The sequence below is a fragment of the Pseudomonas abyssi genome (assembly GCF_002307495.1).
In the GTDB taxonomy this organism is placed as follows: domain Bacteria; phylum Pseudomonadota; class Gammaproteobacteria; order Pseudomonadales; family Pseudomonadaceae; genus Halopseudomonas; species Halopseudomonas abyssi.
Genome location: NZ_NTMR01000019.1, coordinates 103,606 through 127,107, shown reverse-complemented (window position 1 = coordinate 127,107; position 23,502 = coordinate 103,606). Strand labels below are relative to the sequence as shown.

General features: G+C 63.0%; 23 protein-coding genes. 17 read left to right on the top strand and 6 right to left on the bottom strand.

The window, feature by feature from the left end; genetic code table 11:
• Positions 1-101 precede the first annotated feature (101 nt).
• From CNQ84_RS14710 to CNQ84_RS14685, 6 genes are all read left to right on the top strand, one after another.
• Positions 102-686: a TetR family transcriptional regulator C-terminal domain-containing protein gene (locus CNQ84_RS14710; protein ID WP_217350108.1), complete on the top strand. Its 585-nt coding sequence runs from the start codon at positions 102-104 to the stop codon at positions 684-686.
• Between the two features lie 109 nt (positions 687-795).
• Positions 796-1,731 (top strand): PDR/VanB family oxidoreductase, encoded by a 936-nt coding sequence (locus CNQ84_RS14705; protein WP_096005598.1) that lies wholly within the window; start codon positions 796-798, stop codon positions 1,729-1,731.
• Positions 1,732-1,755: 24 nt separating this feature from the next.
• Positions 1,756-2,229, top strand: coding sequence for a RidA family protein (locus CNQ84_RS14700; RefSeq protein WP_096005597.1), 474 nt, complete (start codon positions 1,756-1,758; stop codon positions 2,227-2,229).
• Entirely contained in the window at positions 2,229-3,077 is an 849-nt protein-coding gene (locus tag CNQ84_RS14695) for a creatininase family protein (protein WP_096005596.1), read from the top strand. Before CNQ84_RS14700 ends, CNQ84_RS14695 begins: the two co-directional genes overlap by 1 nt.
• 42 nt (positions 3,078-3,119) lie before the next feature.
• Positions 3,120-4,121 carry an ABC transporter substrate-binding protein gene (locus CNQ84_RS14690; RefSeq protein ID WP_096005595.1) on the top strand — a complete coding sequence of 334 codons (1,002 nt, stop codon included), beginning with the start codon at positions 3,120-3,122 and terminating at the stop codon, positions 4,119-4,121.
• 28 nt (positions 4,122-4,149) lie between these two features.
• Positions 4,150-5,499 (top strand): FAD-binding oxidoreductase, encoded by a 1,350-nt coding sequence (locus tag CNQ84_RS14685; protein WP_096005594.1) that lies wholly within the window; start codon positions 4,150-4,152, stop codon positions 5,497-5,499.
• Position 5,500: 1 nt separating this feature from the next.
• Here CNQ84_RS14685 and CNQ84_RS14680 read toward each other — a convergent pair whose 3' ends face one another.
• The 3 genes from CNQ84_RS14680 to CNQ84_RS14670 are packed head-to-tail and all read right to left on the bottom strand — an operon-like array spanning position 5,501 to position 9,129.
• Entirely contained in the window at positions 5,501-6,232 is a 732-nt protein-coding gene (locus tag CNQ84_RS14680) for a 3'-5' exonuclease (RefSeq protein WP_096005593.1), read from the bottom strand.
• The gene (locus CNQ84_RS14675; protein ID WP_096005592.1) at positions 6,229-8,142 is read right to left on the bottom strand and encodes a DUF294 nucleotidyltransferase-like domain-containing protein; all 1,914 of its coding nucleotides are present in this window, start codon (positions 8,140-8,142) and stop codon (positions 6,229-6,231) included. The genes CNQ84_RS14680 and CNQ84_RS14675 overlap by 4 nt, the downstream gene beginning before the upstream one ends.
• Positions 8,143-8,196: 54 nt before the next feature.
• Positions 8,197-9,129 (bottom strand): LysR family transcriptional regulator, encoded by a 933-nt coding sequence (locus tag CNQ84_RS14670; protein ID WP_096005591.1) that lies wholly within the window; start codon positions 9,127-9,129, stop codon positions 8,197-8,199.
• A gap of 86 nt (positions 9,130-9,215) precedes the next feature.
• Here CNQ84_RS14670 and CNQ84_RS14665 point away from each other — a divergent pair, with 86 nt between their 5' ends.
• The 4 genes from CNQ84_RS14665 to CNQ84_RS14650 are packed head-to-tail and all read left to right on the top strand — an operon-like array spanning position 9,216 to position 11,591.
• Positions 9,216-9,671 carry a DoxX family protein gene (locus tag CNQ84_RS14665; protein ID WP_096005590.1) on the top strand — a complete coding sequence of 152 codons (456 nt, stop codon included), beginning with the start codon at positions 9,216-9,218 and terminating at the stop codon, positions 9,669-9,671.
• Positions 9,672-9,693: 22 nt separating this feature from the next.
• Positions 9,694-10,503: a DODA-type extradiol aromatic ring-opening family dioxygenase gene (locus CNQ84_RS14660; protein ID WP_096005589.1), complete on the top strand. Its 810-nt coding sequence runs from the start codon at positions 9,694-9,696 to the stop codon at positions 10,501-10,503.
• A 47-nt stretch (positions 10,504-10,550) separates the two neighbouring features.
• Positions 10,551-11,312 carry an SIR2 family NAD-dependent protein deacylase gene (locus tag CNQ84_RS14655; protein ID WP_096005588.1) on the top strand — a complete coding sequence of 254 codons (762 nt, stop codon included), beginning with the start codon at positions 10,551-10,553 and terminating at the stop codon, positions 11,310-11,312.
• Positions 11,313-11,324: 12 nt separating this feature from the next.
• Positions 11,325-11,591 (top strand): DksA/TraR family C4-type zinc finger protein, encoded by a 267-nt coding sequence (locus CNQ84_RS14650; RefSeq protein ID WP_096005587.1) that lies wholly within the window; start codon positions 11,325-11,327, stop codon positions 11,589-11,591.
• 41 nt (positions 11,592-11,632) lie between these two features.
• Here the strand turns inward: CNQ84_RS14650 and CNQ84_RS14645 are convergent, their stop codons facing one another.
• Both CNQ84_RS14645 and CNQ84_RS14640 read right to left on the bottom strand, forming a co-directional pair.
• The gene (locus CNQ84_RS14645; protein ID WP_096005586.1) at positions 11,633-12,514 is read right to left on the bottom strand and encodes a cache domain-containing protein; all 882 of its coding nucleotides are present in this window, start codon (positions 12,512-12,514) and stop codon (positions 11,633-11,635) included.
• A gap of 256 nt (positions 12,515-12,770) precedes the next feature.
• A complete protein-coding gene (locus CNQ84_RS14640) occupies positions 12,771-13,565 on the bottom strand; it encodes an AraC family transcriptional regulator (RefSeq protein ID WP_096005585.1) in 795 nt (264 codons plus the stop codon).
• A gap of 94 nt (positions 13,566-13,659) precedes the next feature.
• Between CNQ84_RS14640 and CNQ84_RS14635 the strand changes: the two genes are divergently transcribed.
• Positions 13,660-14,646: a bile acid:sodium symporter family protein gene (locus CNQ84_RS14635; RefSeq protein ID WP_096005584.1), complete on the top strand. Its 987-nt coding sequence runs from the start codon at positions 13,660-13,662 to the stop codon at positions 14,644-14,646.
• 9 nt (positions 14,647-14,655) lie between these two features.
• Here CNQ84_RS14635 and CNQ84_RS14630 read toward each other — a convergent pair whose 3' ends face one another.
• Positions 14,656-15,141, bottom strand: coding sequence for an Lrp/AsnC family transcriptional regulator (locus CNQ84_RS14630; protein WP_245841413.1), 486 nt, complete (start codon positions 15,139-15,141; stop codon positions 14,656-14,658).
• A 141-nt stretch (positions 15,142-15,282) separates the two neighbouring features.
• Between CNQ84_RS14630 and CNQ84_RS14625 the strand changes: the two genes are divergently transcribed.
• The 6 genes from CNQ84_RS14625 to hsdR all read left to right on the top strand — a co-directional run bounded on the left by CNQ84_RS14625 (position 15,283) and on the right by hsdR (position 23,464).
• Complete coding sequence (locus CNQ84_RS14625) at positions 15,283-15,894, top strand: LysE family translocator (RefSeq protein WP_096005582.1); 612 nt, start codon at positions 15,283-15,285, stop codon at positions 15,892-15,894.
• 119 nt (positions 15,895-16,013) lie between these two features.
• Entirely contained in the window at positions 16,014-16,859 is an 846-nt protein-coding gene (gene yghU, locus CNQ84_RS14620; protein WP_096005581.1) for a glutathione-dependent disulfide-bond oxidoreductase, read from the top strand.
• A gap of 219 nt (positions 16,860-17,078) precedes the next feature.
• Positions 17,079-18,296, top strand: a complete 1,218-nt coding sequence (zigA, locus tag CNQ84_RS14615) for a zinc metallochaperone GTPase ZigA (protein ID WP_096005580.1) — start codon at positions 17,079-17,081, stop codon at positions 18,294-18,296.
• A complete protein-coding gene (folE2, locus tag CNQ84_RS14610; protein WP_096005579.1) occupies positions 18,296-19,195 on the top strand; it encodes a GTP cyclohydrolase FolE2 in 900 nt (299 codons plus the stop codon). The genes zigA and folE2 overlap by 1 nt, the downstream gene beginning before the upstream one ends.
• Positions 19,195-19,857, top strand: a complete 663-nt coding sequence (locus CNQ84_RS14605; RefSeq protein ID WP_217350107.1) for a DUF1826 domain-containing protein — start codon at positions 19,195-19,197, stop codon at positions 19,855-19,857. Before folE2 ends, CNQ84_RS14605 begins: the two co-directional genes overlap by 1 nt.
• A gap of 88 nt (positions 19,858-19,945) precedes the next feature.
• Entirely contained in the window at positions 19,946-23,464 is a 3,519-nt protein-coding gene (gene hsdR, locus CNQ84_RS14600) for a type I restriction-modification system endonuclease (protein WP_096005578.1), read from the top strand.
• Positions 23,465-23,502: the final 38 nt, after the last annotated feature.

The window sequence follows — 23,502 nt, the reverse complement described above, 5'->3', positions numbered from 1 at the left end:
TGCCAATGGTGCAACGGGTATCTGTCATTCACTGAAATGGTGCAACTGTGGCAAAAGTAGACATGCGAACGGAGCGCTCGAAGCAGAGCCGCCAGGAAATCATGCGCAAGATTCTGGATGCGGCCATTGCCGAGTTCAGCCAGCATGGATTTCAGGGGGCATCGACTCAGGCGATTGCCGAGCGGGCACAACTCAAGAAGTCGCAGCTGCACTACTACATCGAAGACAAGGAAGCCCTCTACTCCCAGGTATTGGGCATGGTGCTGGACAGCTGGCGCAATTTCTTTGTGTTCGACGCCGAACCGGAGCTGACGCCGCGCGAGGCGCTGAGCGACTTTGTTCGGGTCAAGCTGGATTACGCGCTGGAGAACCCGGAGCTGTCGCGGATCTTCACCATGGAGGTGCTCAGCGGCGGCGCGCGGTTGGAGAACTATTGGCCAGGCGCGATGGAGGCAACCCACGCCAAGGTGGCCAGGATCAACAGCTGGGTTGCCGACGGCGCTCTGCGTCCGCTTGATGGGCGGCTGCTGATCATGCACATCTGGGCGTTGACCCAGTATTACTCCGACTACACCCTGCAGGCCGAAATGCTGCTTGAATCATCGCTGACAGCCCCCGAGGTGCGGCAGAAGATCGAGCAGGAGCTGATTCAATTCGTTCTCTCGGGTGCCGGCCTGCGGGCCTGAATTCCTCCCTGAAATACCTCTGATGGTCGTCTGAAGGATCGCATTGGCGACCGGCTGGCATGTGTTATGCATTTAGTTTGACCAAGTGTACGGTCTACTTGGTCAATTTATGTTTTCAGTCCAGTTCAGTCCCCTGCGTGTTACGGCCTGCGAGATGTTGACGCCGGATGTCATGCGCCTGCGGCTGCAGCATCCGACAGGCAGGCGGCTGCCGCCTTTCGAGGCCGGGGCGCACCTGCAGATCCAGATCAGTGAGCAGCATCGCCGGGCCTACTCGCTGTGCAGTAACCCGAGCGACCTGAGTCACTACGAGATTGCCGTGAAATGCGAGCACGCCGGACGCGGCGGTTCACAGGCGCTGCATGCGCTGGCGCGCCCGGGCATCGAGCTGGCCGCCAGCTTGCCCTGCAACCTGTTTGCACTGGCGCCCGAGGCCGAGCACCACCTGCTGGTCGGCGGCGGTGTCGGGCTCACCCCGTTGATGGCGATGGCTTATCAGCTGGCTGCCCAAGGGCGGGCGTTCAGCTTTGTGGTGGCGGTCTCCAGTGCCGGTTCCTCACCCTTTGTCGATCAGCTGGCCGCGTCTGGCTGGCCTGTCGAGCTGGTCGATAACCCGCGACAGAAGCTGGACCTGAGGTGCCGGCTGGAAGGGTTGCCGGCCAATACCCACGTTTACTGCTGCGGCCCGGCAGGGCTGATGCAGCGGGTCCGCGAACAGTGCGCCGATCTGCCCGGCGACCAGTGGCATGAGGAAGCCTTCGCCGGCAGCGAGACCAGCGTGCAGACCGGCTTTCAGCTGCACCTGAGTGACAGCGGCCTGGATATCGAGGTGCCGGCCGGAGGCTCGATGCTCGCGGCCCTGCGCCAGGCCGGCGTGGCCCCGGACACTAACTGCGAACAGGGCATCTGTGGCAGCTGTGTGGTGGCCTGGAGCGACGGTGAGCCGCTGCATGGTGATCAATGCCTGGATGACGACGATCGCAGCGAATACATCGCTGTGTGCTGCGGCAGCTGCCGCTCAGCGCGCCTGACGCTGGCGCTTTGAACCCTTTCTATCTGGAGCGAGTTGATGAGCAACGAGACAACCAATGGCGCGCCGCTGGCGCGCTACGCCGCCGCCAAGCGGGTGGGCGACTTCCTCTTTCTGTCGGGCGTGATCGCGGTCGATCCGGCGCGCCGGATGATCGTCCGCGGCTTTGACGACATTCCAGACGAGGCCGCCGAGCGCCTGGGGCGTACCGGCGAGTTCTCCAGCGACATCAAGCAGGGGCCGATCCTGGCGCAGAGCTGGTATGTGCTGGAGGCGATCCGCCAGATCATCGAGCGTGAGGGCGGCCAGATGAGCGATGTGTTCAAGCTGGTGCAGTACTTCCGCAACCTCGACCACTTTCCGGCCTACAGCCAGGTGCGCCGACAGTTTTTCCCCGGCGAGCCGCCGGTCTCCACGGTCGTTGAGGTCAGCGCCATGCTGCCGACCGACGACATCCTGATTGAAGTTGAAGCCACCGCCTACCTGCCGCTGGGCGGCACCAAGGAGTCGTGATGTTGCACGGTTATACCCCGGCAGACCGTTTTCTGCCGTACCTGAGCTGGACCGATATCGATGCGCTGGCGGACAAGGCCAATACTGTCATCGTGCTGCCGGTCGGCGCGATTGAGCAGCACGGCCCGCACATGCCCTGCGCGGTCGACTCGATTGTCGCCGCCGGGGTGGTCGGCAAGGCGCTGGCGCGTTTGCCGGCGCAGATTCCGGCCTACGCACTGCCCGCCATTACCTACGGCAAGTCTGATGAGCATCTGCACTTTCCCGGCACCATGACGCTGACCGGTGAGCTGTTGCTGCACACCATTCAGGAGATCGGCGAGTCGGTTTATCGCGCCGGCTTTCGCAAGCTGATTATGGTCAACGCCCATGGCGGGCAGCCTCAGCCGCTGGAGATGGCGGCACGCGAGCTGCGGCTGCGTCACGGCGATTTCATGGTTATTCCGCGCTCGGCCTGGAGCGTGAAGTTTGACAGCAGCTTCATGCCCGAACAGGAGCGCCAGCTGGGTATGCACGCCGGCCACGGCGAGACCGCATTGCTGATGCAGCTGGCGCCCGAGACCCTGCGGATGGAACGCGCGGAAGCGAATTATCCGCCGCCGTTTCCCTGTCCCACGTTGTCCAGCACCCGGCCGGCCGCAGCCTGGGCCGCCCGTGACTTCGGACCGTCCGGGGTGATTGGCGACCCGACCGGCGCGACCCCGGAGCAGGGGGCTCAGCTGCTGGAGCAACTGAGCAGCCAGTGGGCGCAGGCGATCACCGAAGTACACCAGGCGCGCTGGGTCGAGCGCGAGGTGACGTCCTGGGGGCGCGGCCAGTTCAGCGGCCACATCGAGTCACGTCACTGAGTTTTGTCAGGTTCATATTGTTCAAGCAACAGGAGATGAGTCATGCAAGCAACAGGCAACACGCGTAACCCGGTTAGACATATCGCCGCATTGAGCGCACTGCTGGCCGCCGCGGGCTGCGCCAGCGCGCAGGCGGCAACGCCGATCACCTTTATCACCAACTGGTACGCACAGGCCGAGCACGGTGGTTTTTACCAGGCACTGGCGGACGGGCTGTACGCAGAGAAAGGGCTAGATGTCAGCATCCGCATGGGCGGGCCGCAGGTCAACTCGGCGCAGTTGCTGGCCGCGGGGCAGGCCCAGTGCATTATCAAGGATGACATCGGTACCGTCATGGCGCGTCAGCAGGGCATTCCACTGACCATGGTCGGTGCCAGCTTTCAGTATGACCCGACCGTGATTATCACCCACAAGGACGTCAACTCGCTGGCTGAGCTGGGCGGCCGCAAGGTGCTGATTTCCTCCAGTGCGCATTCGTCCTGGTGGCCTTGGGCAAAGAGTCAGTACGGCTTCACCGATGCCATGAGCCGCCCGTACACCTTCAACGTACAACCCTTCATTGCCGACAACTCGCTGGCGCAGCAGGGCTACATGAGTTCCGAGCCCTTTGCGCTGCAGCGCGAAGGCGTTGAGTTCAACGTTTTTTCTCTGGGGCAGGAGGGCTACCCGCCCTACGGCAACTCGATTGCCTGCAGCGACGAGCTGATCGAGCAGCACCCGGAGCAGGTACAGGCCTTTCTGGATGCCTCCCGTGAGGGCTGGAAGCGCTACATCACGGACCCGAGCGGCGGCAATGCAGTGATCCAGCAGGAAAATCCGGATATGACCACCGAGCAGCTGGCTTTTGCCCTGGAGCGTCTGCGCAGCAGCGGCATGGTTGCCGGGGGGGATGCGGCGACCCAGGGGATCGGCGTGATTACCGATGCGCGCATGCAGGCGACCTGGAACATGCTGCTGGAAAACCAGTTGGTGGATAGCGACAAGGTTGCGCTGCAGGACGTCTACACCACCGAGTTCATCACGCAGAACCCGGTTCTGCCCTGAGCGCAGGCCCAACCCAATGGAGCATGAGATGACGTCAACAGACACGCTGGGCAGCCTGCAGCAGCGCCTGCCCGAGCTGGACTGGATTACCTCCAAGGTGCATATCAAGCGCTTGTCCCGGGACTTCTACTGGTTCAGCCCGATGCTGGTGCCGCAGCTGGCGGACAAACTGGCTGACCTGGTGGTCAAGCCGCGCAACGAGGCCGAACTGAGTGCGCTGGTTGGCTGCTGCGTTGAACTGGGTGTGCCGATGACGGTGCGTGGTGGTGGCACCGGCAACTACGGCCAGGCGGTGCCGCTGGCAGGGGGCGTGGTCATCGACATGACCGCCTGCACCGACCTGCAGTGGCTGTGTGACGGTCTGGTCCGTGTTCAGGCCGGGATGAAGATCGGCGAGCTGGAAACCCGTGTGCGCGAGCAGCGCTGGGAGCTGCGCTGCATGCCTTCGACCTATCGCGCGGCCAGCATCGGTGGCCTGTTTGCCGGTGGCTTCGGCGGTATCGGCTCGATCAACTACGGGCCGATCTCGACCTCGGGAACGGTGCAGGCGATCCGCGTACTGACGATTGAACAAACGCCGCGGGTGCTGGAGTTGCGTGGCGAAGAACTGCTGACCTATCACCATACCTATGGCACCAACGGCATTTTGCTTGATCTGGAACTGGCGCTGGCCCCTGCGCGAGACTGGGATGAATATCTGCTGGATTTTGCCACTATCGAGACAGCCTATGGCTTCTGTCGCACCCTGCTGGATGCGGCCGGTATCGAGAAGCGTGAACTGTCGCTGTACGACAGCAAGGCGGCATCCTACTTCCGCGATATCCCCTTTGAGCAGCCTGACGGGCACTACCTGGTGATGGCGCTGGTGGCGCCGCACAATCGCCAGCCGCTGGCGCAATTGCTGGCAGAATACGGCGGTGAGCAGCTCTGGATGCAGACCTTCGCCGAAGCGCAGGCCTCCGGCCTGACACTGATGGAGCACTGCTGGAACCACTCAACCCTGCAGGCGCTGAAGCACGATAAAAGCGTCACCAACCTGCAGACCAACTACGCTGCTGAGCGGGTGCTGGAGCAACTGGCAGACCTCAAGGCGCTGGTTGGCGATGAGGTGCTCACTCATCTGGAGTTTATCCGTCTGGGCAACGGCCAACCGCTGATCACCGGGCTGCCGCTGGTGCGCTACAGCTCCGATGAGCGGTTGCACGAGGTTATGGCGCTGCATGAGTCGCTGGGCATCAAGATCAACAACAGCCACACCTTTATGTTGGAAGACGGCAAGCATGGCGGCTCGTTGAGCCCGGCAATTCTCGCCAGCAAGGCGGCGAACGACCCGCATTCGTTGCTGAATCCGGGCAAGATGCGTTCGCTGTCGGTCTGACTCAGTACCAGAGGTCCCGCAACGGGGTCTCTGGCTGATAGTGAGTCAGCACCTGCGCCTGCAGCAGTTCGGCGGTCGCCACCGCATCGGTCAGGGCGTGGTGGGCGCTGTAGTGCGGCAGGCCGTAGCGCAGGCGGCTGTCGGCCAGACGAATGGATTCCACCTTGCGGCCAAATAGCCGGGCCAGCCAGCCGGGCTGCGCGCTGCCCCGGTGCAGGCGGGCCTCGAGCTGCATGGTGTCGATCACCGGGAAGGTCAGCGACTCGCCCAGGTGCTGTTGTACCGCCCGATCCAGAAAGGCGCGTTCAATGGCCCGGTAATGCACCACCATGATCTTGCCGGCCATGGCCTTCAGTACCCGGTCCAGTACAGCGGCCATTGGCGGCGCCTGGCGGATGTCCGAATGGGTAATGCGGTGAAAGGTGATGGACTCTTCGCTCAGCGGGGTGTTGGGCTTGACCACCTCGTAGAAGGCGTCGCGGCAACGAATGCGCTGCAGGTCAAAGGGCACCAGGCCGATACTGACGATGGCGTCCCGGCGTGCATCCAGGCCGGTGGTTTCGATGTCCAGGGCGATCAGCTGCGCCTGTTCCAGCGGCGTGTCGCCACTGGCACAACCGGCTTGGTAAAAGGCTTGCAGCGCCGGATGGCGGCTGCGCTCGGCGCGCCGTGCCAACTCGCTGGTCCAGTCGATGGCGGGGCCGCCGGGGGCGGCCGGGGTAAAACGAATCATAGAGTCCGGGTAACGGGCAGGTGCGGGTAGCGAAAGCGCAGAAACTTCTGGGCGTTGCTGAGCACCTGGAACGCTTCCTTGAGGTTGTGTCGTTCGGCGGCGGGGATGTTTTCCGGCTCAACGTCGTTGTCCGGGTCCATGCCGTCTTCCAGATCGACCGCCTGGTGGCGTATGCGTACCAGTGACAGGAACTCCAGCGCGTAGCGCAGGCGTTCCAGCGCTTCGGGAGGCATCAGCTTGGTCGCAGCAATGGCGTCCAGGCGGTCAAAGGAATTTTGCGCCCGCGAGCCGCAGGCCAGGGCGTGCACGCGGATCAGGTCGGTCAGCGGCGCGGTGCCGCGGCGCTTGAGGTTGATGACGTTCTTGTGGCGGCCGTCTTTTTCCATCACGAAGGTACGGAAGAAGCCCAGCGGCGGCGTGCGGTTGAGTGCGTTGCGTGCCAGCGCGGCGAGGAACGGCTCGTTGCTGCTGGCGCGTTCGGCCAGCAGTTCCTGCAGCTCTTCAACCAGCGCGCTTTCTCCGTAGACCGCATCCAGATCAAAGAAGATGCAGCTATTGAGCAGCGCCTCGGGTTTGGGGCGGTCGATCCAGTCATTGAAATAGCCGCGCCAGACCGACAGCGGCTGACGCCACTTGGGATTGGTCGCCATGATGCCGCCCTTGCAGTAGCTGTAGCCGCAGGCCGCGAGGCCGTCGCTGACGATGGTCGCCAGCTGGAAAAAATAATCGTCGTGCTGCGCCGGATCGAAGCGATCATCCAGTACCAGCGCGTTGTCCTGGTCGGTGACCACCAGCTGCTCATCACGGGCCATTGAACCCAGCGCCATGAAGGCATAGGGCACCGGCGGCGGGCCGAGCTGGTCTTCGGCCAGCTCCAGCAGCCGCTGGGTAAAGCTGCGACCGATGCCGGACATGGCGCTGCCGATCATGTGGGCGCTGGCTTCGTCGCGGGCCATGCGCACAAAGGTGGCACGCACGTCCGGCAGCAGGCTTTTCAGCTCCTCTGCCGACTGCTTGTTATAGATGGCGCTGACCAGATAGAGGCTGCTCTGGGACTCGTACTTGATGATGTCGCTGAGGTTGATCAGGCCGATCGGACGCCGCCGGGTGACCACCGGCAGGTGGTGGATGTTGTTGCGCAGCATGCTGAGCATGGCTTCGAACACGGTGTCATCGCCCTGCACGGTAATCGGGTTGGGCGACATGACGTCGCTGACCGGGGTGTCCAGCGGCAGCCCTTCGGCCAGCACCCGGGTGCGGAAGTCGCGGTCGGTGATAATGCCGACCATGACGCCGTGGTGCGGCTCGGCAACCGGCACGCGATCCGGGTTGGGCCACTGGCTGTGCGGGTCGACCACGACCAGCGAGGATACGCTCTGGCTGGTCATCACCTGGGCCGCTTCCTGCACGCTGGTGGTCAGCGGCACGGTCACCGGCAGGCGCGAGATCAGCTTGCGCACCTTGATCTTCATCAGCTCGCTGGCGCGGCCGTTCTCGACTGCCGCCTTGAGCCGTGACTGGCCCTCGGCCTCGACAAAGTCGGCAAAGTGCTCGTATTGCTCGCACAGCTGATCGAACAGGGTGCCGGGTATGTAATACAGCAGCGTGTCTTCGATGGCCTTGGCGGGGAAGCGCACGCGGTTGCGTCGCAGCAGGCCGAAATGGCCAAACACATCGCCCTCGGTCAGGCGGTTATAGAGGTCGCCATTGCGCCGGAAAATCTCCACCGCGCCACTGCGCACATAGTGCAGCTCGTGGATTTCCTGGTTGAAGGTGAGGATCTGGGTCCCGGCCTTGCAGTAGCCGATTTCCACCTGTCGGGCGACCTCATCCAGCACGTCCTCGGGCAGTTCGTCGAAGGGGGGGAAGCGGCTGAGGTGGTCGCGAATCTCGATCAGTTCAATCTGCATGTCACATCCGGTCCGGGGGATACGCTTTCAGTGTAATGGCTAGAAGGGCGTTGGTCAGGTCTGTTGCTGCAACGCGCTCAGTTCGCCGCGCAGAAACTCGCGGAACAGCCTCACCCGTGCTGGCGCCTGCGCACCGCTGAGGCTGATGGCATACAGGGTACCCGGCGCGACCTGCCAGTCCGCTAGTATCGGCAGCAGCGCACCGTCGGCCAGGCTGCGGCGGGCGATCAGGTCAGGCAACGGGCCGATGCCGACACCGCTGCACAGCAGTTGGTGGGCGCTGGCGTAGTCGCTGGTGCGCATCACCGGCTTGAGGGTGAGATTGGCCTCCCGGCCGCGGGCGTCGCTCAGCTGCAGCGTGGCAGCGCCGACCATCTCGCGGCAGGCCAGTAGCTGGTGTTCGACCAGTTGGGCCGGCCGCAGGGGCGGCTCGCGCCCGGCGAGATAATCGGGTGCGCAGTACAGCGCGATACGAAAATTGATCAATGCCGAGGCCCGGTAGCTCATGTCCGGCAGGTTGCCCGGTGTGGCTCTCAGCGCGAGGTCGATCCGGTGGGCGCTGAGATCCAGCGGTGTGTCGGTCAGCAGCAATTCAATGTCGATCTGCGGATACAGCTCGCGGAAACGCGCCAGCAGCGGCGGTAGTACGCCAACGCCAATATCCAGTGGGGCGGTCAGCCGCAGGTGTCCGGCGGCGATCTCCTGAGCGGCGCGCGCGCTGGCGCTGGCGTCGGCCAGCAGGGTAAGGGCATCGCGGGCCTTCAGATAAAAGGCCGTGCCTTCCTCGGTGGCCGATACCGAACGCGGTGTGCGCGCCAGCAGGGCCACGCCGAGGCGTTGCTCCAGCCGCGACAGCCGACGACTGATGCTGCCCTTGGTTTCACCGCGCTCGCGGGCGGCGGCCGAGAGTGTGCCGAACTCGATAACCGCGCAAAAGGCATAGAGGTCTTTCAGTGACCCGCCTAGGGTTTCCGATTCGTTAACCATGGGTTCCTTATCTGCAGTCTTATGTAAATTTGGAAACCAGCATAATCTGCTCTCCATCAACTCAACGCAACGTCTGGAGACACATCATGAGCAACCAAAACACTGTAACCCCTGGCCTGGCCATCTTCGAGCGCCTGGCGCCGCTGGGCTATCCGCTGATCCGCATTACCGCTGGCCTGATGCTGATGCCGCATGGCGCGCAGAAGCTGTTTGGCTGGTTTGGCGGCTACGGCCTGGAAGCCACCGGCCAGTTCTTTGAAGGCTCGTTGGGCATGTCCCCCGGCATTCTGTTTGCGCTGTTGGCGGGCCTGGTGGAGTTCTTTGGTGGTCTGGCGCTGGTTCTTGGTTTGCTGACCCGTCCGGCGGCGCTGGCGGTCACCTTCATGCTTGGGGTGGCGCTGACAGTGCACACGGCCAACGGCTTCTTCTGGACCAATGGCGGAATCGAATACCCGCTGCTGTGGGCCCTGACGGCCTTCGGTATCTTCCTGCGCGGTGGTGATCGCTTCTCGCTGGACCGTCGTTTTAACCTGCCGTTCTGATATTGACCAAGGAGGATTGAGCATGTCTGCCAATCGACTGCCGACGGTCTTTCTTCCCCATGGCGCCGGTCCCTGCTTCTTCATGGAGTGGGAACCGGCCGACACCTGGCAGGGCATGGAAGCCTGGTTGCGCAATCTGCTGCCGAGCCTGAATGTGGCTCCCCGCGCCCTGCTGGTGATCTCCGCCCACTGGGAAGAACCGGTCTTTACCCTGAATACCCAGGCCGCCCCCGGCCTGTTGTTTGACTACTACGGCTTTCCGCCGTACACCTACCAGCTGACCTGGCCGGCGCCTGGGGCGCCGGAGCTGGCTGGCGAGGTTGCGGAGCTGCTTGAAGATGCCGGGTTCAGCACCGCGCGTGATAACCGGCGCGGGTTTGATCATGGAGTCTTTATCCCGCTCAAGCTGGTGCGGCCCGAGGCGGATATTCCGGTGCTGCAGTTGTCGCTGCGGGCCGATATGGACCCGCAGGCGCATCTGGAACTGGGACGTGCCCTGGCACCGCTGCGCGAGCAGGGCGTGCTGATCATCGGCAGCGGCATGAGCTTTCACAATATCCCATTGATGCGCGCCAGCCTGGCGACGCCGGCCCCGGCCATCGACGCCTTTGATCGCTGGCTGCGGGAAGCGGTGGTGCTGCCGCAGGCCGAGCGCGATGCTGCGCTGGCGGACTGGCAGCAGGCGCCGGGCGCGCTGCTGGCGCACCCCGATGCCGAGCATCTGCTGCCGCTGCATGTGGTGGCAGGCGCGGCAGCTGACAGCCCCGGACGCACTGACTTTCATCAGGTGGCGATGGGGGTACCGCTGGCCGGTTTTGTGTTTGCCGACTGACTTCGCGCTGGTGCAGGATGAGGGCAACGGGTTATGGAGGCGCGGTGATGACGTTTGATCAGGGTTTGCTGGCGCAGCTGCGCAATGCACGGCATGGGGTGGTGTTTACCGGGGCCGGAGTGTCGGCGGAGAGCGGTATTGCCACCTTTCGTGATGCGCTGAGCGGGCTCTGGTCGCGCTTTGATCCGATGCAGTTGGCGACCCCAGAGGCGTTCGCCGCCGACCCTGAGCTGGTTTGGGGCTGGTATGAGTCGCGGCGCAGGCAGGTGCTGTGCAGCTCACCCAACCCCGGCCATATCGCCATCGCCGAATTGGCCAAACGGCTGCCGCAGCTGACGCTGGTTACCCAGAACGTCGATGATCTGCACGAGCGCGCTGGCAGCCGCGATGTGTTGCACCTGCACGGCAGCCTGCATTACCCGCGCTGTAGTCGCTGCGCGGCGCCATTCGAGCTGGCTCCGGTGCCACCGGTAGAAGCGACCGAAGGTCGACGCCTGGCGCCGCCACGTTGCCTGCAGTGCGGTGGGGCAGTGCGCCCGGGGATTGTCTGGTTTGGTGAGAGCCTGCCGGTGACCGCGCTGGAAGCGGCCTTCGCTGCGGCGGCTGACTGTGATCTGTTGCTGTCGGTGGGCACCTCAGGTGTGGTCTACCCGGCTGCGCAGGTGCCCGAGATTGCCTTGCACAACGGTGCGACTGTGGTACACGTCAATCCCGACCCGCAAGCGCTGGGAGGCACTGACGAATGGTTATTGGCAGGTGCGGCGGGCGAGATTTTGCCGGCGTTGCTGCAGGCGGCTTTTCAGGATTGAGCGGGAGGCATCATGGCCAGTGGCTGGGCACAGGACGGGGCGGTACAGGAGCAGATCGATGCGACACGCGACTCGGCGGTTGAGCGCGCCCGGCAGGATCTGCCCAAGGGCGAAAGCCTGAGTCATTGTGAACACTGTGGCGAGCCGATTGCCGAGCGCCGTCGTCAGGCGCTGCCGGGTGTGCGCCTGTGTCTGGCCTGCCAGGCAGAGCAGGAGAAAGACGCCCGGTTCGATTCCGGCTATAACCGCAACGCCAGCAAGGACAGCCAGCTGCGCTAGCTGCAAGCGGGCTGATGGCGAGCGCCACCAGCCTGTCAGGCTTACTCGGTCACCGGTTCCTGGTAGTAACCCACCGCGACCAGATAGTTGCCGACCTTGCGGATCAGGGTTTTCTTCTCCTCCGGGCGTTCGGTCACCGGGTTGGGCCAGCTGTAGGTCACGCTGTCTTGACCCGCTTCGACGGCATCAAGAATCTGTTCACCGACACGTGCACCGTCGCGGTTTTTCAGCTCGGGGAAGTGAATGTTCAGCAGACGACGACTGTAGCCGTGGGCAACCATGCTCATGCTGTCCATATCGACCACGAACACATACAGATCATCGCGGTTGAATTCGGGGTCCAGACGGTTGATTCGATTGATGGTCGCGCTCGGGTCCGCCTCGATGGCGGCGGCAGCATCATCCAGCAGCGCCTTGGCGGCGGCCTCGCTGGAGCGGGGCAGGTAGTAGCCCACGGCGAAGGTCTTGCCGTCGACCTTCTGATAGAACACGTGCTTGCGTTCGACCTTGCCGTCGTTCCAGTTCATCCAGCGATATTCGGCGCTGGAGACGCTGTCCGAGTCGGGCTGCTGCAGCGCCGAAGCAAAGGCTTCCTGCAGTTCCGGGTCAAGCAGGGGGCGGATGTCGCGACCGATCAGTGCGGCCGAGGGGCCGCCGCTGGCCAGCATGTAGCCGTTCTCGTCAACCACGTAGACGTATTGGTCGCCATCAACGAATTCGCCCTGGCGGCTGAAGCGAGCAAAGGCGGCGCTGCCTTCCTCGCGGTAGGCGGCAACCGCCTTGTGCAGCAACTGCGCAGCGCTGGCCGCCTGCTGCTCGTAGCCAGGTTCGCTGGGCGGGGTCGGGGACGTGGCCTGTGCTGCGGTCGTGAACAGCGCTGCCATGGTCAGAGCAGCAATCATGACCGGTTTCTTGAAGTTCATAAGCATTCCTCTGCGGGATGTTGTTGTCGCTTGGACGTGGTTGTCCTCTCTTAGCTTAGGAGGATACTGGGCGCTGTCTAGCATGTTGGTATTGTCCGGGATCAACGCACAGCCAATGGGATAGGCCGGCTTTTTGCCCCGATGACTTATGACATGCTCTAGATCGGTCGTTAGCGGCGCTGAGGGCGGTCTTGGGGGATACGGTATTCAGGGCGTTGATAGTCTGACGTAGGTCGCCAGCCTGTGGCCCAGATCGCTATTGGCGGCTGGCAAACTGGCTGGGCGTCATGCCGATCTGCGTGCGAAACGCAGCGATAAAGGCTGATGTGGAGTCGTAGCCGCAGGCCAGCGCAATGTCGGTGACCCGCTCGCCGCGTTCCAACATCGGCAAGGCGCTGAGCAGACGCAAACGCTGGCGCCAGGCCCGGAAGCTCAGGCCGGTGTCGCGCTGGAACAGGCGGGTCAGGGTTTTCTCGGAACAGCCGAGCTGTCCGCTCCAGTCGCTAAGCGTCAGCGTCAGTTCGGGGTTGTCGAACAGCGCCTGACACACCTGCTGCAGGCGTGAGTCATCCGGCCAGGGCAGATACAGGCCGGTATCGCGGGCGGCGGTCAACTGGTCGAGCAATACCGCGACCAGTCGCCCGTCGGCACCGCTCTCGTCGTACTCGACCGGAATGCGACCGAACTGGTTGATCAGTTCGCGGGTCAGCGGGTTGATCTCCAGCACCGCGCACTGCCCGGCCTGCCACGGCATGGCGTCGCGCTCGATGTAGAGGCTGCGCATCTCGGTGTCGGGCGAGCTGATGACCGCGTGGGGCAGATCGGGCGGCACCAGAATCGCCCGCTGCGGCGGGGCCAGAAAACGCCCGCTGTGGGTATGCACCGACAGTACGCCGGAAATGGCGTAGGACAGCTGTGCCCACGGGTGGCTATGCCAGAGCGTGGTGGTGCCGCGTTGCAGTGATTCGCTGCGCGCATACAGCGGCCGCGGCAGGGCGGGCAGATCGGGTACGGCACGGTGATTCAGGCGCTTTTGTCCGTTTGTCGACATTGTGCTATCCAATCGCGTTAGTCGGTCGTTGGTCCAGACAGTAAACTCCCCTCCTGCACGTCGCAACATTGATAACGAAAAACGAGACATTGCCATGGCACGCCCACGCTTTTTACCTGACAACATGACCCTCTGCCTTATTGCTGTCGTCATTGCCGCCAGCCTGTTTCCCGTGCACGGGCAGGCTGCTGTCGCCTTTGATGGCCTGACCAATGCCGCCATCGCGCTGCTGTTCTTTATGCACGGTGCCAAGCTGTCGCGTGAGGCGATCATTGCCGGCATGACCCACTGGCGCCTGCATTTGCTGGTATTTGCCTGCACCTTCATCATGTTTCCGCTGCTGGGCGTATTGCTCAAACCGGCGCTGGTGCCGCTGGTAGGGGATGAACTCTATCTGGGTATCCTGTTCCTCTGCGCCCTGCCGGCCACCGTGCAGTCGGCGATTGCCTTTACCTCGATTGCCCGCGGCAACGTCGCTGCGGCGGTCTGCAGCGCGGCGACTTCCAGCCTGGTTGGGATTTTTGTCACGCCGCTGCTGGTGCTGCTGCTGATGGGCGCGCAGGCCGGTGAGTCCAACACCCTGGATGCGATCGGCAAGATTGTGGTGCAACTGCTGCTGCCGTTTATTGCCGGCCAGATTGCCCGTCGCTGGATCGGCGACTGGGTCGCACGCAACAAGGGCTGGCTCAAGAGCGTGGATCAGGGCTCGATTCTGCTGGTGGTGTTTGGTGCCTTCAGCCATGCGGTGGTCGAGGGGATCTGGCAAACCGTGCCGCTGACGGAGCTGCTGGGGCTGGTGGTTGCCTGCTGTCTGCTGCTGGCGCTGGTGCTGGGCCTGACCGCCTGGCTGGGTCGCCGTCTCGGCTTTAACGTCGAAGACCGCATCACCATCATTTTCGCCGGCTCCAAAAAGAGCCTGGCCACCGGCGTGCCGATGGCGCAGGTGCTGTTTGCCGGCGGTGCGCTGGGTACGCTGATCCTGCCGCTGATGCTGTTCCACCAGATTCAGCTGATGGTCTGCGCGGTGCTGGCCGAGCGTTACGGCCGGCGCGAAGAGAGCGGTATCGAAGACGTCGCCTGAGCGCGAGGGTCAGCTCAGGCCGCCCTGCGGCAGATGATCGAGCGGCAGCGCCGTCTGCGACTTGACGGTCGAGATGGCGAAGTTGCTGCGGATGTCGCTGACCGCAGGGAGCTTGAGCAGGGTGCTGAACAGAAAGTCCTCGTAGGACGCCAGATCTGGCAGCACCACCTGCAGCAGAAAGTCCGACTCGCCTGACACCACGTGGCAGGAAATCACTTCCGGCAAATCAATCACCGCGGCGCGAAAGGCGTTGGCCGACGCGTCGTGGTGTCGCTCGACCTTGACCCCGACAAACACCGTTAGCCCCAGGCCGCTTTTGCTGCGATCCAGTTCTGCGTGGTAGCCACGAATCACGCCTGCCTCTTCCAGCAGACGCACGCGGCGTAAACACGGCGAAGGAGACAGGCCGACTTCTTCGGCCAGTTGTACGTTGCTCAGTTTGGCATTGCGCTGCAGGGCGTCGAGGATGCGTCTGTCCAGGTTATCCAATTGCATTGGCATATTCTCAATTCATTTTGGCTTTCACTGGCAGTTTATGCCAATAAATAAAACTTTGGCGCACTAACTCGCAATGACCTGTATCGCCATTCGGCCCTAGGATAGTTGTTGAGATGACACGGCCGGAGCGCGCCTGAGATGACGGAATTGTGGATGTTTGTGGCTGCCCTGGCGGTGGCCTATCTGGTGCCGGGGCCGGACATGCTGTTGCTCTTGCAGACCGCTGCGAGCCATTCGCGGCTACAGAGCGCTGCAACCATTGCCGGGCTGGCGTTGGCCCGCGCAGCCCACGTGGCGCTGGCCGGGTTGGGGCTGGCGGCGCTGCTACAGGCGGCCCCCTGGGCCTTTAACGCGGTACGTCTGTTCGGCGCGGTGTATCTGATCTGGCTGGGCATCTCGATCTGGCGGGCGTCATCGCTGGTACCGGAGGACGCTTGCGCCAAGCGTTCGCGGAGCGCGCTCGCGGCGTTCCGGCGCGGGTTGCTGACCAACATCAGCAACCCCAAGGCGCTGCTGTTCTGTTCGGTGCTGCTGCCACAGTTCATTCACCCGCAGACCGGTAGCGTCGCGCTGCAGTTCACGCTCCTGGGCCTGATTGTGCTGCTGGTCGGCGTGTGCTTTGACCTGCTTTACGTCTCTGGCGGCAAGCTGATGGGGGGCATGTTGCGCGAGCGGCCGCGCCTGCAACAGCTGCAGCGCTGGGCATTTGGCGCGCTGCTGGTGGGTTTTGGTGCCCGGCTGATGTTTTAGTTCCGTGACAGTTCCGGGCATGGCTGCGCGAGAATTCGGCATTGACCTGCTGTGCCCGGCTCGACATGCTCTGTCGACTACCCTTTGCTGTCTGGTTTCAGAACACAGGAAGACATCGCATGAGTGACAACCGCTATACACCACCCAAGGTCTGGACCTGGGATAGCGAGAGCGGCGGCAAGTTCGCCAGCATCAATCGCCCGATTGCCGGCCCGACCCATGACAAGGATCGACCGATCGGCAAGCACCCGTTCCAGCTGTACTCACTGGCCACGCCCAACGGCGTCAAGGCCACCATCATGCTTGAAGAGCTGCTGGCGCTGGGTCACAGCGGCGCCGAGTACGACGCCTGGCTGGTACGCATCAACGAGGGCGACCAGTTCAGCAGCGGCTTTGTTGAGGTCAACCCCAACTCGAAGATTCCGGCGTTGATGGATCACGGCACCAACCCGCCGACCCGGGTGTTCGAGTCCGGCTCCATCCTGCTGTATCTGGCCGAAAAGTTTGGCGCGCTGCTGCCAACGGATCATGGCAAGCGCACCGAGGCGATGAACTGGCTGTTCTGGCAGATGGGCTCGGCGCCGTATCTGGGTGGCGGCTTTGGCCATTTCTACGCCTACGCGCCCGAGAAGTTCGAATACCCGATCAATCGCTTCGCCATGGAAGTGAAACGCCAGCTGGACGTGCTCAATCGCCATCTGGCCGACAACCGCTACATGGCGGGCGACGAATACAGCATCGCCGATATCGCGATCTACCCGTGGTACGGCCTGCTGGTGGAAGGCAGTTTGTATGAGGCCGCGGAGTTTCTGTCGGTACACGAATACGAACACGTGCGCCGCTGGGCCGCCGAGATTGCCGCACGGCCTGCCGTACAGCGTGGTCGACGGGTCAACCGCGTGTGGGGCGATGAAGCCCTGCAGGTGGCCGAACGGCACGACGCCAGCGATATTAGCGACGCCTGATCTGCATCGCGTTGCCGCACTCCAAACAGCCTCCGCAACGGAGGCTGTTTGCGTTCCTGCAGGTGTTTTTATTCCTCCCCTGGCCAATCCGGCGTGTCGGGTCCACATTGCCCGACCGGATTAATTGTTATAACGTAACGTCTTTGCGCAGCCTCAATTGAATCGCCCGTCAGAGTGCGGTGGTGAGGCGCGGCTCACGCCTGTCCAGAGGATTACCCGATGAATGATCTCGCCCGGTCTGCGTCCGCAGCCCGCAAACTTCCCGTAACAGTGCTGTCCGGCTTCCTTGGTGCCGGCAAGACCACACTGCTCAATCATCTGTTGAACAACCGCGAAGGCCGTCGGCTGGCAGTCATCGTCAATGACATGAGCGAAGTGAACATTGACGCTGCGCTGGTGCGCGATGGCACCGCTCAGCTGTCGCGTACCGACGAGAAACTGGTGGAGATGAGCAACGGCTGCATTTGCTGCACCCTGCGCGAGGACTTGCTGGAAGAGGTTTCCCGGTTGGCCGCAGAAGGGCGCTTTGACCAGTTGGTTATTGAGTCTACGGGCATTTCTGAGCCGCTGCCGGTGGCTGAGACTTTCACCTTTGAAGCGGAAGACGGCAAAAGCCTGAACGAAGTGGCTCAGCTAGACACCATGGTCACGGTGGTCGATGGCTTCAATTTCCTGCGTGATTACAGCTCGCAGGACAGTGTGCAGGAGCGTGGCGAGTCGCTGGGCGAAGAAGACGAGCGCAACGTGGTCGATCTGCTGATCGAGCAGGTCGAGTTCTGCGATGTCACCGTCGTCAACAAGACCGACCTGATCAGCGCGGAGGAGCGCGACCGCTTGATCGCCATTCTGGCCAGCCTCAACCCGCGCGCGCGCATCGAGATGGCCGAGTTTGGTCAGGTGCCGCTGGATCGGGTGCTGGATACCGGGCTGTTTGACTTTAGCGCTGCCTCCCAGGCTCCGGGCTGGTTGCAGGAGCTGCGCGGCAGCCACACGCCGGAAACTGAAGAGTACGGAATTTCCAGTTTTGTCTATCGCGCCCGTCGCCCCTTCCACCCGCAGCGTTTCTTCACCCTGGTCAACAGTGAGTGGCCGGGCGTGGTGCGTTCCAAGGGTTTCTTCTGGCTGGCCTGCGTGCCGGCCATGGCTGGGCAATGGTCGCAGGCGGGAGCCGTCGCACGGCACGGGCCGGCGGGTTACTGGTGGGCCGCGGTGGCACCCGAGCAGTGGCCGGATGATCCTGAGTCAGTTGCCTTGATCCGCAGCAAATGGGACGAGCAAGTGGGCGATGCCCGCCAGGAGTTGGTGCTGATTGGCATGCAGATGGACCAGAGCGCCCTGTGCGCGGCGCTGGACGCCTGCCTGCTGAACGACGAGGAAATGGCGCAGGGCCCTGCCGTTTGGGAGACGTGGCCGAATCCGTTCGAGGGTTGGGAGTAATGAGCAGCCTGACCTTGCCGGACGTGTCGCTGACCGACACCGCCGCCACCCCCGGTGCACTGCAGTGGGTGGGCATGCAGGGCATCGACCTGCCGCTGAGCCTGGCCCGGGACCAGGTGCAGGTGCATGCCCGCGCCGACGTGCAGGTGGACCTGCCCGACCCGGCCATCAAGGGGGTTCACATGTCGCGCCTGTACCGGCTGCTGGAGCGGCTGGTGCCGCCGGCGGTACTGACCCCGGCGCGGATACGCACGGCCTTGCAGGACATGGTCGATAGCCAGGCAGACTGCCGCAGCACCCGTGCGCGGATCGGGCTGCACTTTGATTTGCTGTGCCGGCGCCCGGCGTTGCTTAGCCCGGATCTGGCCGGCTGGAAGCGCTACCCCGTGCAGCTTGATGCCAGCCTGCAGCAAGGTCAGTTCAGCCTGGAGGTACAGGTACAGATTGGCTACGCCTCTACGTGTCCGTGCTCGGCTGCACTGGCACGTCAGCGCGTGGCGGAGGGTTTTGCCCAGGCCTTTGCCGATGGCGAGGCGCCAACGCCCGCGGCAGTCAGCGACTGGTTGGCGCGCCACGCCTCGCTGGCCACCCCACACAGCCAGCGTAGCGAAGCGCAAGTGACGGTAGCGCTGGATGCGTCAGACGCCGAGCTGCCGCTGCTGGCGCTGATCGATCAGGTGGAGGCGGCACTGGGCACGCCCCTGCAGACCGCCGTCAAACGTGCCGACGAGCAGGCCTTTGCCGAGCTTAACGGGCAAAACCTGATGTTCGTTGAAGACGCCGCACGGCGCATCCAGGCGGCTTTGCAAAAAGGACAGTGGCGTGAGCCCAGGGCGCAGGTATGCCACATGGAAAGCCTGCATCCGCACGATGCCGTGGCCTGGGCGGGAGGTGTCTGATGGGGAGCGTGATGCCGATACTCGCTGCGCAGGAGCAGAATGCTGTGGCTCACTGGGCAAGCGGCCCCGATCTCGCTGTGCTGGCCGAAGTGTTCGACGAGGCCATCACCATTGCCATCATGCAGCGCCAGCTGGGGCCAGCGCTGCGCGCCAGCATCACCGCCCAGTGCGCTGCGCAGCCTTGGCAACTGGCTTGGCGTGGCCCGGCGGATGCAACGCTGGAGCAGGCACTGATCCGCAGTATGCCCGCGCCGCAGCAGGCAGCTGAGCTGATTGCCGACGTGCGCCTGCTGGCCGAGGCGGTGGCCTGTTTGTTCGACGTTGATGCGGTGGGCATTCGCATGCGCCTGCTCGATGGCGCCATGTGCCCGCGCTTTCATTGCGACAACCTGCCGGTGCGCCTGGTAACCACCTACAGCGGCCCCGGCAGCGAGTGGCTACCCGAGCAGGCGCTGGATCGAGCCGGCCTGGGCAAGCCTGAACCGGGTAAACCGGAGGTCGTGCGTGACGCCGGCGCCATTCGGCAATTGGCTGAGGGGGATGTGTGCTTCCTTAAAGGCAGCGGCTGGGTGGGCAATGAAGACCGCGGCATCGTGCACCGCAGCCCGGCGGTGGTGGCAGGGCAAAAGCGCTTGATGCTGACGATTGATCCGCAGTTCTGAACGCGGCGCGCGAACCGAGCGGAGGGCGACAAACCGGGCCGGATGATGCAAAGTAGAGCGCGCGTCGAGAACAGGGAGCGTGAATACAATGCGGGCGGCTGAGCAATCCACCAATTTTGGCTTTCTGGCCGAACACGACCCGCTGTTGGTCGAACTGGCTGGCGCCGCTGAGCGTGCTTTTGCCAGCGACCCGAATACCACCCTGATCAAGCTCCGTCAGCTGGGCGAAGCGCTCGCCCAGCATCTGGCCGCGTTGGCCGGCATTGCCTTTGACGAACAAACCACTCAGGCTGACCTGCTCTACCGCATCCATCGCGAGTTGAAACTCGAGCCCGTTGTGCGCGAGCTGTTCCACACCCTGCGTATCGAAGGCAACAAGGCCACCCATCAATTCAAAACGCAGCACCGTGAAGCCATGAGCGGCTTGATTGTGGCGCGCAAGCTGGCGGTCTGGTTTCACCAGTCCTTTGGTAAGGCAGGCACAGGGTTCAAGCCCGGCCCCTTTGTTCCGCCAGCCGATCCAAGCGAGCAGCTGCGCAAGCTCCAGGCACAAATCAGCCAATTGCAGAGCGAACTGCAGCAAGCCAGCCTGGACCTCGGCTCAAGCCAGCAGTTGAACGAGCTGATCGCCAAAGAGAAAGACGAATACGAAGCCCTCGCCCACGCCATGGACGAGGAATCGCGCGCCCTGGCCGAGCAGGCAGCGGCACACGAGCAGGCGCTGCAAAAACAGCAACACGAATACGAAACCAAACTCAAGGCGTTGCAGGCGCAACTTGCCGCCCAGGACGACCAGACCCAGTCCGCGCAACGTCAGACCCTTAACCGCCACACCCAAGCTGCAACACAGCACATCGTGCTGGATGAAGCACTGACCCGCATCCTGATCGACCAGCAGCTGCAGGAGGCCGGCTGGCAGGCCGACAGCGAAGCGCTGACCTGGAAAAACGGCATCCGCCCGGAGAAGGGCAAGAACATCGCCATCGCCGAGTGGCCAACGCGCTGTAAGGGCGAAAAAGGCCGCGCCGATTACGTTCTGTTTGCCGGTCTTACGCCAATTGCGGTGGTTGAGGCCAAGAAGGAAAACACCAACGTTTCGGGCAAAATCCCCCAGGCCGAGCGCTACAGCAAAGGCTTTGAGGTGATGCCGCCACTGACCGGCGCCTGGGAAGAGGCAGGCCGCACCATCGCCTGGGCAGATGAAGCAGAGGGCCATTACAAAGTGCCCTTCGTCTACTCCTGCAACGGCCGTCCTTTCGTACCGCAGCTGGCAGAACAGTCCGGCATCTGGTTCCGCGACGTGCGTCACCCGGCCAACACGCGCCGCGCCCTGCAGGAATTTCATACGCCCGCCGGCCTGCAGGACCTGCTCAAGCGCAGCAAGGAAGACGCCCAGCAAAAGCTGCAGGCCGAACCCTTTGGCTACCTGAAACTGCGCAACTACCAGCAGCAGGCGATCGGTGCGGTTGAGACCGCCCTGGCCAAAGACATTCGCGCCGCCCTGCTGGCCATGGCCACCGGGACCGGCAAAACCCGCACCATAATCGGCTTGATGTACCGCTTTTTGAAAGCCGAGCGTTTCAAACGCATCCTGTTTCTGGTGGATCGCACCTCGCTCGGGCAACAGGCCATCGACGCCTTTCACGATGCGCCGCTGGAGCAAAGCAGCACCCTGTCGCAGATTTATAACGTCGCCGAGCTGGGCGACATGGCCGCCGAAGCCGAAACCCGCATTCAGGTCGCGACCGTGCAGGCGATGGTCAAGCGCATCTTCATGAGCGATAACCCGCCGCCGATTGACCAGTTCGACTGCATCATCATTGACGAAGCCCACCGCGGCTACACCCTCGATCAGGAAATGACCGAAGGGGAAATCGCCACCCGCGACGCCAGTCAGTACCTGTCCAGTTACCGCCGGGTGCTCGACTACTTCGACGCCGTGAAGATCGCCCTGACCGCCACGCCGGCCAAACACACCAGCGACATTTTCGGCAAACCGGTTTACACCTACTCCTATCGCGAAGCCGTCGCCGATGACTGGCTGATCGACCACGAGCCGCCCATCCGCTACCAGACCCTGCTCAGCGAAAACGGCATCAATTTCGCCAAGGGCGAACAGGTCAGCGCCATCAACACCCAGACCGGCGAAGTGGAAAGCGCCGAGCTGGAAGACGAACTCAACTTCGAGGTCGACGCCTTTAACCGCCGGGTCATCAACGAGAACTTCAACCGCGTCATCTGCGAGCAACTGGTGCAGGAGCTTGACCCGTACGGCGAAGAGAAAACCCTGATTTTCTGCGCCACCGACCTGCATGCCGACATGGTCAAGCGGCTGCTGGACGACGCCTTCAAGGCCCTCTACAACGGCGAATACAACCAGGCGGCGGTGGCCAAGATCACCGGCCAGAGCGACAAGGTCGAGCAGCTGATCCGCCAGTACAAGAACGAGCGCTATCCCAACATCGCCATAACCGTTGACCTGCTGACCACCGGCATCGACGTGCCGCGCATCTGCAATCTGGTGTTCATGCGGCGGGTCAAGTCACGCATCCTTTACGAGCAGATGATCGGCCGCGCCACCCGCCGCTGCGACGAAATCGGCAAAACCGTATTCCGTATCTTCGACCCGGTAGACATCTACGCCGCGCTGAGCGACGTCAACACCATGAAGCCGCTGGTCAAAGACCCGAGCATCACACTGGAACAGCTGGTCACAGAGCTGACCGACCCCGAACAGCTCGAACGCGCGCTTAACGCTCCGGGCGACGCACCCAATGAGAGCCAGGCCGACGTTGTGCTCAGCCAGCTCAGCCAGAAGGTCATGCGCGTATTGCGCAAAGCCGAGAAAAAGGCGGAAACCAACGCCCCGCTGAAACACAAGCTGGATGAACTGCAGGACCTCTGGGGGGTAGAACCGAAGAGCCTGCACCGCCACCTGCACAGCCTGGGCCCGACACAGGCCGCCCAGTTCATCAGCCAGCACAGCGGCTTGCTGAATCAATTGGCGCAGGTAAACGACCTGCTCGGCAGCGAACGCCAGCCGATCCTCTCCGAGCACCACGACGAAATCCGCGAGCGCAGCCAGAGCTACGGCGCACACAGCAAGCCCGAAGACTATCTCGACAGTTTCAACGCCTTCATCCGCGAGCAGCTCAACCAGAGCGCGGCGCTGTCAGTCGTAGTCAACCGCCCCGGCGACCTCACCCGCGAGCAACTCAAGGAAGTGCGCCTGTTGCTCGACGGCGCCGGTTACACCGAAGCCAACCTGCAAAGCGCCGTGCGCAACCAGACCAACCAGGACATCGCCGCCAGCATCATCGGTCATATTCGCCGCGCCGCCATCGGCGAACCGCTGCTGCCCTTTGAGCAGCGCGTCGCCCAGGCCATGCAACGCATCTATCAGAGCCACAACTGGCTGCCGGCGCAACGCAAATGGCTGGAGCGGTTGTCAAAACAGCTGGTGCACGAGGTCATCATCGACCGCGACTTCGTCAACAACCGCTTTGCCGAACACGGCGGCGCCAGGCAGCTCGACAAGGTACTCAACAGTCAACTCGATACCGTGCTGGAAGAACTGAACGAGGCAATGTGGCCGCACGTGGGCTAATCTCTGCTTGATACATACAACCCATAAGCGCAGAATCA